11 protein-coding genes and 4 tRNA genes are annotated in these 12260 nt (G+C 68.1%); 9 read left to right on the top strand and 6 right to left on the bottom strand.

Translation table 11 applies throughout. The features are described 5' to 3' along the window. The first annotated feature begins 36 nt into the window (after nucleotides 1-36). Entirely contained in the window at nucleotides 37-825 is a 789-nt protein-coding gene (locus DI005_RS24540; protein WP_112274660.1) for a GntR family transcriptional regulator, read from the top strand. A 340-nt stretch (nucleotides 826-1165) separates the two neighbouring features. Here DI005_RS24540 and DI005_RS24535 read toward each other — a convergent pair whose 3' ends face one another. Further along, on the bottom strand, nucleotides 1166-2752 hold the full coding sequence (locus tag DI005_RS24535) for an alkaline phosphatase (RefSeq protein WP_113643668.1): 1587 nt from the start codon (nucleotides 2750-2752) through the stop codon (nucleotides 1166-1168). Between the two features lie 348 nt (nucleotides 2753-3100). Between DI005_RS24535 and DI005_RS24530 the strand changes: the two genes are divergently transcribed. Together DI005_RS24530 and DI005_RS24525 are read left to right on the top strand one after the other, a co-directional pair. Next, nucleotides 3101-3727: an HNH endonuclease family protein gene (locus DI005_RS24530; RefSeq protein ID WP_233520299.1), complete on the top strand. Its 627-nt coding sequence runs from the start codon at nucleotides 3101-3103 to the stop codon at nucleotides 3725-3727. 69 nt (nucleotides 3728-3796) lie between these two features. Further along, entirely contained in the window at nucleotides 3797-4042 is a 246-nt protein-coding gene (locus DI005_RS24525; RefSeq protein WP_113643666.1) for a hypothetical protein, read from the top strand. Between the two features lie 411 nt (nucleotides 4043-4453). Here DI005_RS24525 and DI005_RS24520 read toward each other — a convergent pair. From DI005_RS24520 to DI005_RS24505, 4 genes are all read right to left on the bottom strand, one after another. Beyond that, nucleotides 4454-4528, bottom strand: a tRNA-Val gene (locus DI005_RS24520). A 1-nt stretch (nucleotide 4529) separates the two neighbouring features. Further along, nucleotides 4530-4600: transfer RNA gene (locus tag DI005_RS24515), tRNA-Cys, on the bottom strand. A 25-nt stretch (nucleotides 4601-4625) separates the two neighbouring features. Beyond that, nucleotides 4626-4698 (bottom strand) — tRNA-Gly (locus DI005_RS24510). A 112-nt stretch (nucleotides 4699-4810) separates the two neighbouring features. Next, nucleotides 4811-5236 carry an SsgA family sporulation/cell division regulator gene (locus DI005_RS24505; protein WP_110339145.1) on the bottom strand — a complete coding sequence of 142 codons (426 nt, stop codon included), beginning with the start codon at nucleotides 5234-5236 and terminating at the stop codon, nucleotides 4811-4813. A 395-nt stretch (nucleotides 5237-5631) separates the two neighbouring features. On the opposite strand from DI005_RS24505, the gene DI005_RS24500 reads away from it, so the two are divergent. The 5 genes from DI005_RS24500 to DI005_RS24480 all read left to right on the top strand — a co-directional run bounded on the left by DI005_RS24500 (nucleotide 5632) and on the right by DI005_RS24480 (nucleotide 11043). Then, nucleotides 5632-5703, top strand: a tRNA-Val gene (locus DI005_RS24500). 461 nt (nucleotides 5704-6164) lie between these two features. Next, nucleotides 6165-7673, top strand: a complete 1509-nt coding sequence (locus tag DI005_RS24495) for a sugar transferase (protein WP_113643665.1) — start codon at nucleotides 6165-6167, stop codon at nucleotides 7671-7673. A gap of 111 nt (nucleotides 7674-7784) precedes the next feature. Next, nucleotides 7785-8396 (top strand): malonic semialdehyde reductase, encoded by a 612-nt coding sequence (locus DI005_RS24490; RefSeq protein WP_112274623.1) that lies wholly within the window; start codon nucleotides 7785-7787, stop codon nucleotides 8394-8396. A gap of 75 nt (nucleotides 8397-8471) precedes the next feature. Further along, nucleotides 8472-10502: a threonine--tRNA ligase gene (gene thrS, locus DI005_RS24485; protein WP_199543187.1), complete on the top strand. Its 2031-nt coding sequence runs from the start codon at nucleotides 8472-8474 to the stop codon at nucleotides 10500-10502. Further along, on the top strand, nucleotides 10492-11043 hold the full coding sequence (locus DI005_RS24480) for an HIT domain-containing protein (RefSeq protein WP_113643663.1): 552 nt from the start codon (nucleotides 10492-10494) through the stop codon (nucleotides 11041-11043). The genes thrS and DI005_RS24480 overlap by 11 nt, the downstream gene beginning before the upstream one ends. Nucleotides 11044-11049: 6 nt before the next feature. On the opposite strand, the gene DI005_RS24475 is transcribed toward DI005_RS24480, so the two are convergent. Further along, complete coding sequence (locus DI005_RS24475) at nucleotides 11050-11598, bottom strand: YceI family protein (RefSeq protein WP_112274617.1); 549 nt, start codon at nucleotides 11596-11598, stop codon at nucleotides 11050-11052. Between the two features lie 113 nt (nucleotides 11599-11711). Between DI005_RS24475 and DI005_RS24470 the strand changes: the two genes are divergently transcribed. Then, on the top strand, nucleotides 11712-12227 hold the full coding sequence (locus DI005_RS24470) for a MarR family winged helix-turn-helix transcriptional regulator (RefSeq protein WP_113643731.1): 516 nt from the start codon (nucleotides 11712-11714) through the stop codon (nucleotides 12225-12227). The last annotated feature ends 33 nt before the right edge of the window (nucleotides 12228-12260 follow it).

Genomic DNA, 12260 nt, shown 5'->3' with positions numbered 1-12260 from the left:
AACGATGCGCGGGCGGCGTAGTCACTGGAGAGGCGTGTGGCCGAACCGACGGAACTCCTGGTCGCCCTGGACCGCGACGCCAGGGAGCCGCTGTATGCCCAGATCGCGAACCAGATCGAGGTCCGCATCCGCAACGGTGAGCTCCGGGCGGGCGAGCAGCTGGAGAACGAGCTCGACCTGAGCCGGCGGCTAGGGGTCTCCCGCCCGACGCTGCGCCGCGCGTTCGCCGAACTGGTGTCGCGCGGACTCGTGACCCGCAGGCCGAGTATCGGCACGGTGATCCTGCCGACCCCGATCGACCGCCCGCTCACGATCGAAAGCCTCTACGACGACCTGTCGCGGGAGGGTCGGGACCCGACCACCCGCGTGCTGACGCTCGAGCGGGGCCCGTGCCCACCGGAACTGGCAGCCCGGCTCGGCCGCGACCTCGGCACAATGGTGCGGATCGAGCGAGTGCGCAGTGCCGACGGACGCCCGCTCGCCGTGCTGCGCAACTGGTTGCCCCTCGGCGGCCCTCAGCTGACGGCGGAGCGGCTCCAGCGCGAGGGGCTCTATCGGATCCTGCGCGGCCAGGGCGTGCACCCACACCTGGTGGACCAGGTGATCACCTGCCGGTCAGCGGAGCCCCTCGAGGCCGAGCTGCTGGAGGTGGCCCGCCGCAGTCCCGTGCCGATGGTGCGACGCACCGTGTTCGACCGGTCGGGCAACTTCGTCGAGTACGGCGCGCACGTCTACCGGGCCGACCGCTACTCGTTCCACGTCATGCTCGTGGAACGCCCGACCTCGGCGCGCGGTCGTCCGGACCTGGCGGTGCGCCGGGGCTGACCTGCCACCCTGCGAAACCGAGAGTGGTGCACGGCGCCTCCGGGGTCTGTCGGGCGCTGATCTTGTGGAGTGCTGCCTGGTTTCCGGCCAGAGGCACAATGATGCGGTGACTGTTCAGTGTGGACAGTCAGAACTCGTGGTCGGCGTGACACAACTGCTCAAGGAAAGCAAAGCCCTGGCACAACGACCCCGACCGCCAGCAGATCTTGCGTGGGCTGCGCTGTCCTGGCCACGGCCAGTGCGGGCTCGACGATGGCCAGGTGCACTGGATGCCGGTATCGGCGGCTCGCTGGTTGGCCGGGGCGCAGTGCGGGAACCAGGTTCGACCGCCCTTGTCCAGTCAGGTGCGGTGGGCTCCCGCCTTGCCGCTGTCGACTGCGAACGATGCGAGGGTGTGGATCGGTGATGTCGGGGCTTCGACGGTGTCGACGACGCGGTAGTCGGCCACCCACTGGTCGTGCTTGAGTGTGCAGCGGACGTAGCCGTGGTGGTTGTCGCGGAAGAGCAGGTGTGGGTTGTTCGGGTCGATGTCGTAGCGGGTGTTGAGGGTGCGGTCTCCGCCGGAGGTGACCGAGGTGCCGATGAATTCGGTGGCCACCGGTGCGGCGTCGAAGTCGGTGAAGTTCGGGGGGACGTTGCAGACCCGGTTGACATGCACGTCGCCGGTGATCACCACGGGGTTGTCGACCTGGCGCTGGGCGATGAGGTCGAGGATGCGCTGCCGGTCCGCCACATAGCCGTCCCATTTGTCGCCGCCGAACGAGCGCTCGGCGAGGTCGGCGTCCTGGTCCATGGGCGCGAACGGCACTTGCTGGGCCAGTACCTTCCACCGGGCCGGCGAGTTCGCCAGCCCGTCGAGCAGCCACTGCCGCTGCCGGGCACCCAACATGGTGCGGCCCTCGTCGAGGGCCTCGGCGCAGTACCCGCTGGGGTCCCGGGTTTCCGGTGCGCACGCGCGCGGCTGGTCGGAGCGGTACTGGCGGGTGTCGAGCACGTTGAAGTCGACCAGCTCGCCGTAGGAGATGCGCCGGTACAAGGTCATGTCCGGTCCGGTGGGCATCGAGCTGCGCCGCAGCGGCATGTGCTCGTAGTAGGCCTGATAGGCGACCGCGCGGCGAGCGAGGAACTGCGCCGGGGGAGTGTCCGGATCGGATTCCTCGTCGGCGTAGTTGTTCTCGACCTCGTGGTCGTCCCACGTGACCAGCCAGGGGAATGCGGCGTGGGCGGCCTGCAGGTCGGCGTCTGTCTTGTACTGCGCGTGGCGGATGCGATAGTCGGCCAGGCTCCGCACTTCGACCTCCGGCAGGTGTCCCCGGCCGAGGGTGCCCTGCGACGGGCCTTCGTAGATGTAGTCTCCGAGGTGGATCACGAGGTCGAGGTCCTCGTCAACCATGTTGCGGTATGCGGTGTAGTAGCCGGCCGGGAAGTTCTGACAGGACAGGAAACTGAAGGTCACCGCGTCGATCGGCGCGCCCAACGCGGGCGCCGTTTTCGTCCGCCCCACCGGGCTCAGTTCCGATTCGGCGCGGAACCGGTAGAAGTACTCGCGCCGTGGCTGCAGGCCACTCACCTCGACGTGCACCGAGTGTGCGCTCTCCGGGTGCGCGAGAACCGTGCCTTCGCGCACGATCGTGGCGAACCGCTCGTCGGTGGCGACCTGCCACTGCACCGGCACCGGCCGCGTCGGCATGCCGCCGCCGTTGAGTGGGTCGGGCGCCAGCCTGGTCCACAGCACCACGCCGTCGGGCAGCGGATCGCCGGAGGCCACTCCCAGCGTGAATGGGTCGACGACCTTCGGCGGCGAAGAACTCGCCCGCGCCGCGGCGAGTCCGGAGCCACCCAGCGCGGTGACGCCCAGCGCCGCGGCACCGGTCACCCCGCCCAGCAACGTACGGCGCGAGAAATGCGGAGACGAACGATCGGACACGACGGAACCTCCATGCGAACCGGACGGAAGCCCGCCAACTTTGACCGATCAAACCCTCGATCAGGTGAACGCCCATAGCCTGTCCCGCGAACTCAGTGCGTCCGTTCGACGGCTCTCCGGGTAGCTCGGCGCCGCCACGCCAGCGTGCGCGTCGCGCCGCGACACGGGGAACCGCGCCTCGCTTCGGGCGTGAGGCTGAGGACACGCGAACCGTTCGCAAACCGGCCAGCACCGCGTCATGGAGGCAGAACGTTCATTTCACCGAGCCCGCACATCGTGTGAGCGCCGGTATCTTCTGCCTGAAGGGTTCACAAAGTGGTGCTCTCGCCGAGAAATTCGCTGAGTGGCTTGCTCACCGTCGCTGTCGCGGTGCTGTTGTTCGCTGCCGGATCGATCGTTTGTGTCCCGTCCGCTGTGGCGCTACCGCCGGGGACGCCGTCCAAGGCGACCGCACAGTCGCAGCTGAACTCGCTGTCCGTCCGGTCACAGGAGTCGATGACGGGCTACTCTCGTGACAGATTCCCGCATTGGATCACCATCTCCGGAACCTGCAACACCCGCGAAACCGTGCTCAAGCGCGACGCCGATTCGGTCACGGTCGGGTCCGACTGCTATCCCACGTCCGGCCGTTGGTACAGCTATTACGATGGGGCCGTCTGGTACCAGGCGTCCGATTTGGACATCGACCACATCGTGCCGCTGGCCGAGGCGTGGCGGTCCGGGGCTAGTCACTGGACGACGTCCAAGCGCCAGTCGTTCGCCAACGACCTCAATGGCCCGCAGCTGATCGCGGTGACCGACAATGTGAACCAGGCCAAGGGTGACCAGGACCCGTCCACGTGGCAGCCGCCGCGTTCCGGTGCCCGCTGCGCGTATGCGAAGTGGTGGATTCACACCAAGTACCGTTGGGGGCTGCACCTGCAGTCGTCGGAGAAGTCCGCCTTGCAGAGCATGCTCAACAGCTGCTCGTACTGAGTCCTCTCGCCGCGGCGTCGTGGGCGCGCGCGCATGACGCCGCGACGTTGCGGCATAGGGAGTCCTGGGATGACAGAAGGACAGTCCTCGGTCTTCACGGCAAGCCACGGCGTGATGACCGCCGAGGTGGGCGTAATCAGCGGCGAGCTCGAGCTGCGCACCACCTGTGACGACGACGGTGTGCTCGCGCTGGCGATCACCTACCAGGGGGCCGACGAGTGGTATACCTTGCCCGGCGAGGATTACCGCTTGCACGATCCGCGCGATCATGAAGTCGTGCACCGCATTCTCGTCACCGTGCTAGCGCGCCCCTGACCCGTCGGACAGCCGCAGGTCGGCGTGTGGCCGGAATCGCCCTGTGGTGCCTCGAGCCCGGCCACTGGTTGTGCCGCCCGGCTCAGCGGGTGGTGCATGAACGGCCGGGCTCCCGCGTCGGGCGGCTCTGCCGTGACGCAGCCGCGAACCGTCCTGGGACAGGTCGAGCGGAGCCCGAGAAGCCGCCACGCAACGCGCGAGGCGTTCGCGGGCCGTTGGTGTGTCGGGGCGGCGCGGCCTCGCCGATGGGCACATTGCAATCAGGGGTGCCCGTAGCTGGTGCGTTCAGTGGTGAACACAGACGGGATGAACACAGCAAGGCAAGATCAACGCCTCCCATTTCGCCTCCCAGCAACGACGAAACCCCCACCGGTGATGATCACCGTTGGGGGTCTGACCTGGGAAAACAGGTGGTGCGCGATACTGGGATCGAACCAGTGACCTCTACCGTGTCAAGGTAGCGCTCTCCCGCTGAGCTAATCGCGCGAGGTGGAGACGGGATTCGAACCCGTGTACACGGCTTTGCAGGCCGTTGCCTCGCCTCTCGGCCACTCCACCGTACGGGCCCGAGTGGGCACTTCCGAGCGGACGACGGGACTCGAACCCGCGACCCTCACCTTGGCAAGGTGATGCGCTACCAGCTGCGCTACGTCCGCATTCCGTGACTCCGGGGCTCGCACCCCGTCGTCGTGGTGTGTGGAGAACTGTATCGGACCGCCGAAACGCCGTGTGCACTGGGGGTGTCCATAACGTTTCGCGAGGCCCTCATCAGCTCAGATCGTTCGGAATGAGGTGGGTCAGTGCGTCGTCGACGTCGACCCACAGGTGCTCATTGCCGGGCAGCACGACGTCGTAGGTGCGGTCGAGGAAGTCGGCGAGCTCCTGGGCCGACGCCTCGAACATGGCGTGCCCCGACGGCGAGTTCAGCTCGATGAGAACGGACTCCGGGTCCTCGACCGACGGGCGGATGCGCACATCGCCGTCGCCCGCGTCGGCCAGCAGGCCGTCGGCGAGGAGGTCGCGTGCGTAGACCCACTCGACCCAGCCGGCCCGGCCGGTGCGGAAGGCCGCGACGACGGCGTACGGGTCCCGCGTGTCGTAGCGCAGCTCCACCTTCACCGGAACGGGAGGCGTTCGCGGTGCCAGCAGGTCGAAGACCGCTGTGGACCGGAGCGTCACGTGATCGTTTCGCATGGTCTTACCCTTCTGCTCCCTTCCCGGCCGGTTGGCCGAGTCTGATGGTGAGACGCAGCCGCGCCCCGGCTCGCTCGCCGTTTCGGCCGATATCACACTTCCGTGTCCCAATCGGCTCCGTCTCGTCATCACTCTCGGCTCATCGGCCTCCGTGCGTGGCCCCGTGATCGCTCACGCGTACATACTGCTCGGTTTGCCTCGCGGACGATAGAACCGTGTCGCGAATGTTGTGGGTGACCTCCGTCCCGTTCGTACCGTCACCCCTCTGGCGGTATGCCCGCTAGCTGGCACTTCTACGCTGCGTGCCGACCTTTGTGCGGACGGTGCGGGGTTAGGGACCACCCGTTTGCCGGGCGCCGAACGGCGTCCGGTAGAGTTCCTTTCACACCGCGAGGGGGCGATTAGCTCAGCGGGAGAGCGCTTCGTTCACACCGAAGAGGTCACTGGTTCGATCCCAGTATCGCCCACCGGAAGTTCCCCTCTGGTCAGGCCCGGCAGCCATGTCGGGCCTTTTCCATGTCCGCGGCATGGTCGGGATTCCCGGCCCCGCTCTTCTTCAACCGCCGGCCGCCCGCCGTCATTCCAAGGGTGACATGGACCTCTGCTGTGACCTGGTCCACAAAGGACAAGGAGTGACGGGAGCGGGGTCCTGTCATTGATCAACTGACTACGTTAGGTAGTTGGTTGGGGCGTACCCATGATCACTGATTGTCACTAATCCGTAAGGATGCCCCATGCTCGGGTGTCGCTGAAACGGACGTTATTCCGGGATCTCTCCTTGTAACACCATGCCGAGCGTGACCGATACCACTGCAGGTATTCCCCGTTTGGTTACTGAGTGTGTGTCAACGCTGGTTACTCTGTGGAGTCGATTTCGGCGCTGGACGCGTGTCGTGAGGCCCCACAACTGAATGACGCGGGAGGCTCCATGGAAGAGTCGGTGTGGCCGTCGGCCGGGCCCGAGCGCGGCCTGCCTCCTCTCGGCTCCCGACCGGCTTCCCGCTCCCTGCGCGTCGTCGACGGCAGGTCGGGTCGTGCGACGCCCAGCCCCGTCATGGCGTGGGAGCGACGCTACCGGTCGTGGGTCATCCTGTCCGACATGCTCGCCACGATGCTCGTGGTCGTGGTCGGCGCCCTGCTGATCGGTGGCTTCGAGCGGTTCGACGAGCCGCACGCACTCGGTACCGTCGCCGCGATCCTGTGCTCGCTGCCCGCGTGCCGGGCGTGGAACCGGGCTGTTCTCGGCGAAGGCGCCGACGAGTTCCGCGCGGTCGGCAGAGGGCTCGTGATCGCGGGTGTGCTCGTGGCACTCGGCGGTCTGCTCGCGGGCGCGCTCGAGGTCAAGCCGTGGGTCTTCTACGTGGTGCCCACCGTCGCGCTGGTGATCCTGCCCATGCGCTATCTGTTGCGCAGGCTGCTGCACCGCTTCCGCAGGCATGGTCAGTACCTCCTGCCCGTGATGGCGGCGGGCGGCGCCGACACGGTCAACGACCTCATCGAGCGCACCCGGGCGATGTCGCACGTCGGCTGGAAAGTCGAGGCCGTCTGCACCCCAGCAGGCTCCGGCGACCGCGGCGAGGTGCAGGGCGTGCCCGTGATCGGCACCCTCGACGAGTTGTCCGAGCATGTGCGCCGGGGCGGTTACCGTGTGGTGGCCGTCACCCCCGACCAGTACTGGACGCCGAAACGGCTGCAGCAGCTCGCGTGGGACCTCGAGGGCACGTCGGCCGAGCTCGTCGTGGCCCCCGTGCTGATGGAGATCGCCGGCCCCCGCCTCAACGTCTCCGGGGTCTTCGGGATGCCGCTGCTGCGCGTCGCGGCGCCCACGTTCACGGGGGGCCGCCGCGTGGTCAAGGAGATCGTGGACCGCTGCGGGGCGGCACTGCTCCTCGCGTTCGGCGCGCCGCTCATGTTCGGCATCGCGCTCGCGATCAAGCTCGGTGACCGTGGCCCCGTGATCTACCGGCAGCAGCGGGTCGGCCGCGACGGCAACGCGTTCACGATGTTCAAGTTCCGCACGATGGTCACCGACGCCGACCGCGTGCGGCAGAAGCTCCTCGGCGACAACGAGGGCGCGGGCCCCCTGTTCAAGATCCGCAACGACCCCCGGGTGACGCGGGTGGGCGCCCTGCTGCGCCGGTACTCGCTCGACGAGCTGCCCCAGCTGTTCAACGTGCTGGGCGGTCAGATGTCGCTCGTGGGGCCGAGGCCGCCGCTGCCGGAGGAGACCCTGCAGTACGCGCCCGAGGTGCGCCGCAGGCTGCTCGTGAAGCCGGGCCTCACCGGGCTGTGGCAGGTCAGCGGACGAAGCGAGCTGTCGTGGGAGGAGAGCGTGCGGCTCGATCTCCGCTACGTGGAGGACTGGTCGCTCGCACTCGACATGGTGATCCTCTGGAAGACGCTGCGCGCCGTCACCTACGGTCGTGGTGCCTACTGACCGGCTGCGGACGGAGCTCGTGATCTAGTCCACAGACCATCGCGAAATAGTCAAGCGCTCAACAAGGTTGACGCAGGCAGGCAAGACCCCGCGATGGAAAGGGATCGATCGATGACGTCTGTGTCTGTCCAGGACGCGCTGCAGCTGCCCGCCGACGTGCAGGACCTGCTGTTCCGCGAGGCCCGCACCGCCAACTCCTTCAGCTCCGAACCGGTCACCGAGGAGCAGTTCCAGGCGATCTACGACCTCGTGAAGTGGGCGCCCACCTCGATGAACATCCAGCCGCTGCGCGCGCTGGTGGTGCGCACGGACGAGGGCAAGCAGCGCCTGCTGCCGCACCTTGCCGAGGGCAACCGGGCCAAGACCGAGAGCGCGCCCGCGACCGTGGTGCTGGCCGCCGACACCGAGTTCCACGAGACCCTGCCGAAGGTGTTCCCGCCGAAGCCCGACGCGAAGGACCTCTTCAGCGACGCCGCCCAGCGCGAGCGGACCGCGGAGTTCAACGCGCTGCTGCAGGTCGGCTACTTCATCCTGGGCGTGCGCGCGGCCGGGCTCGCCGCGGGCCCGATGACCGGCTTCGACGCCCAGGGCGTCGACCGCGAGTTCTTCGCCGACAAGCCGTGGAAGTCCCTCGTCGTGGTGAACGTCGGCAGGCCCGGCGAGAACCCGTGGTTCGACCGGCTGCCCCGCCTCGACTACGACGAGGTCGTCACGGCCGCCTGACCTGAAGGGGGCGCAGACGCGGCGGATAGCATCAACGGGTAAACACACCTGTTCATGCGTTCTAGGGAGTCCACCGTGTCCCAGTCGTCGTCGGCCCAGCTCGTACCCGCCGCACGCGTGGTGGTACCGGCAGGCACTACGGCGGGTACCGCGGTGCGGGAGGCCGGGCTCCCCGGCAAGGGCGCCGACGCCGTCGTGGTCGTGCGCGACCCCGACGGCGCCCTGCGCGACCTCGCCTGGATCCCGGCCACCGACGTCGAGGTGGAGCCCGTCGCGGCCAACACCGAGGACGGCCGCAGCGTCATCCGGCACTCCGCCGCCCACGTGCTCGCCCAGGCCGTGCAGCAGCAGTTCCCTGAGGCCAAGCTCGGCATCGGCCCGCCGGTGAGGGACGGCTTCTACTACGACTTCGCCGTCGACAAGCCGTTCACCCCGGAGGATCTGCAGGCGCTCGAGAAGCGCATGAAGCAGATCATCAAGGGCTCCCAGCAGTTCTCGCGCCGCGTCGTCGAGTCGGTCGAGGCTGCGAAGGAGGAGCTCGCCGGCGAGCCGTTCAAGCTCGAGCTGGTCGACCTCAAGTCCGAAGTGGACACCGACGAGGTGATGGAGGTCGGCGGCGGCGACCTGACCATCTACGACAATCTCGACCCGCGCACGAAGGAGCGCGTGTGGAGCGACCTCTGCCGTGGCCCGCACGTGCCGACCACCAAGCACATCCCGGCGTTCAAGCTCACGCGCGTCGCCGCCGCCTACTGGCGCGGGGACGAGAAGAACCCGCAGCTGCAACGGGTCTACGGCACCGCATGGGAGTCGGCCGAGGCCCAGGACGCCTACCTGGAGATGCTCGCCGAGGCCGAGCGGCGCGACCACCGCAAGCTCGGCGCCGAACTCGACCTGTTCTCCTTCCCCGAGGAGATCGGCTCGGGGCTGCCCGTCTTCCACCCGAAGGGGGGCATCATCCGGCGCGAGCTGGAGAACTACTCGCGGCGGAGGCACGAGGAGTCCGGCTACGAGTTCGTGAACACGCCGCACATCACCAAGAGCGGGCTGTTCCACACCTCCGGGCACCTGCCGTACTACGCCGACACCATGTTCCCGCCGATCCCGTTCGAGGGTGAGGACTACTACCTCAAGGCGATGAACTGCCCGATGCACCACCTGATCTTCCGCTCGCGCGGACGGTCCTACCGCGAGCTGCCACTGCGGCTGTTCGAGTTCGGGACGGTGTACCGGTACGAGAAGTCCGGTGTGGTGCACGGCCTCACGCGCGTGCGCGGGCTCACGATGGACGACTCGCACATCTACTGCACCAAGGAGCAGATGCCGGGCGAGCTGCGCTCGCTGCTGCGCTTCGTGCTCGACCTGCTGGCCGACTACGGCCTCTCCGACTTCTACCTCGAGCTGTCGACCCGCGGTGAGGGCGGCAAGTTCATCGGCGAGGACCGGGAGTGGGAGGAGGCGACCCAGACCCTGCGCGAGGCCGCGGAGGAGTCCGGGCTCGAGCTCGTCCCCGACCCGGGCGGCGCCGCCTACTACGGCCCGAAGATCTCCGTGCAGGCGCGCGACGCGATCGGGCGCACGTGGCAGATGTCGACGATCCAGCTCGACTTCAACCACCCCAAGCGGTTCGAGCTCCAGTACACGGCCGCGGACGGCTCCCGGCAGATGCCGGTGGTGATCCACCGCGCGCTGTTCGGCTCGATCGAGCGGTTCTTCGGCGTGCTCACCGAGCACTACGCCGGCGCGTTCCCGGCGTGGCTCGCACCGGTGCAGGTGGTGGGCATCCCGATCGCCGACGAGCACGCCGAGCACCTCTACGGCGTCGAGAAGGCCTTGCGGGCCAAGGGCATCCGCGCCGAGGTGGACACCGGCGACGACCGGATGCAGAAGAAGATCCGCAACCACACCACGCAGAAGGTGCCGTTCCTGCTCCTGGCGGGCGGCAAGGACGTGGAGGCGGGCGCGGTGTCGTTCCGGTTCCGCGACGGCAGCCAGGTCAACGGCGTGCCGGTGGCGACGGCGGTCGAGGCGATCGCGGACTGGATCGGGCGCAGGGAGAACGCCTCGCCGACCGCCGAAGCGCTGGAGGCTCTCGTTGGGAAGTGAGGACGGCGCGCCCGAGGTCGTCGCACAGGACGGGGTGGGGGTCGAGGACCAGCTGCAGCGGCTGTGGACCCCGCACCGGCTCGCCTACATCAAGGGCGAGAACAAACCGGAGGGTGACGAGCCGCAGGGCTGCCCGTTCTGCCGCCTCGTGGACATGGACGACGAGGCGGCGCTGATCCTGGCGCGGGGCAAGAGCGTCTACGCGGTGCTCAACCTGTACCCGTACAACCCGGGGCACCTGATGGTCGTGCCGTACCGGCACGTCGCCGACTACACCGAGCTGACGGTGGAGGAGACCGTGGAGGTCGCCGAGTTCACCCAGCACGCCATGTCGGTGGTGCGGTCGGTGTCCGGCGCACACGGCTTCAACATCGGCATGAACCAGGGCGTGATCGCGGGCGCCGGCATCGCCGCCCACCTGCATCAGCACGTGGTGCCGAGGTGGGGCGGCGACGCCAACTTCATGCCGGTGGTCGGTCACACCAAGGTGCTGCCGCAGCTCTTGGGCGAGACCCGCGAGCTGCTGGCGAGCGCCTGGTAGCCGGGCTCAGGCCTGCAGTCCGGCCTCGATGTTCAGCTCGATCTTGATCTTGTCGCTGACGACGGCGGTCGGGATGGTGGCGCCGACGCCGAAGTCGGCGCGGCTGATCTCGGTGGTGGCGGAGACGCCCAGCACCTTGCTGCCCTCGGTCATGCCGTCGCCGAAGCCGCCGAGCTCGGCGTTCAGGGTGACCGGCTTGGTGACGCCGTGCAGGGTCAGCTCGCCGTCGATGAGGAAGTCCTCGCCGTCGGCGCGGATGCCCTTGGTGTGGAAGGTCAGCGTCGGGAACTGCTCGATGTCGAGGAAGTCGCCACCCTTGACGTGGGCGTCGCGCTGCTCGTTGTTGGTGTCCACGCTGTGAGCCTGGATGGTGGCCGTCACCGACGAGTCGGCGATGTTCTCGGCGGTGACGATCTCGCCGCCGAACTCGCCGAACCGGCCGCGCACCTTCGAGACGCCGAGGTGGCGAACGGTGAAGGTGACGTCGGAGTGGACGGCGTCGATGGTCCAGGTTCCGACGATGTAGCCGGGGATCTCGGTCGTGGGGGCGCTCATGGTGCTCCTTCTCGAAATGGGGTCCTTGTTCGTGGGGAGCTCGTTGGTTGAGCCCTCAAGCAACAATGTAGCGGAGTTTAGTTGAGTGCTCAACTAGGGGTAGTATGGGTCTCATGTCCGAACCGCGATGGCTCACCGACGAGGAGCAGCGCACCTGGCGCGACTTCTCGGCCGCCGTCGGCATGCTCAGAGCACATCTGGAGACCCAGCTGCAGCAGGACGCAGGCATGCCGCACACGTACTACGAGTTGCTGGTCGTGCTGTCCGAGGCGCCCGGCCAGGTGATGCGCATGAGCGACCTCGCCATCGCCACCCGGTCCTCCCGCAGCAGGCTCTCCCACGCGATCGCGCGCATGGAGGCCAACGGCTGGGTTCGCAGGGAAGCGTGCGAGACCGACAAACGGGGTGCCTTCGCCCACCTCACACAGGCCGGGCTGGAGGCACTCGAGGCCGCGGCGCCCGGCCACGTCGAGGCCGTCCGGAGCAGCCTGTTCGACCCGCTCACGCCCGAGCAGATCCGGCAGCTCGGGGAGATCAGCGCCACGATCATCGACCAGCTAACGCCCCGCTGCGCGGCCGCGGCGGCCGAGGAGCTGGAGCGCCTCGAGCGCGACACCGCCGGAACCTGAGGCGACCGGCGCGAGGATCACACCCGACATCAG

This window comes from Prauserella sp. PE36, from assembly GCF_003311655.1.
GTDB classification, from domain to species: Bacteria; Actinomycetota; Actinomycetes; order Mycobacteriales; family Pseudonocardiaceae; genus Prauserella_A; species Prauserella_A endophytica.
The sequence above is the reverse complement of the archived record's forward strand: the minus strand, read 5'-3'. Positions and strand labels throughout refer to the sequence as shown.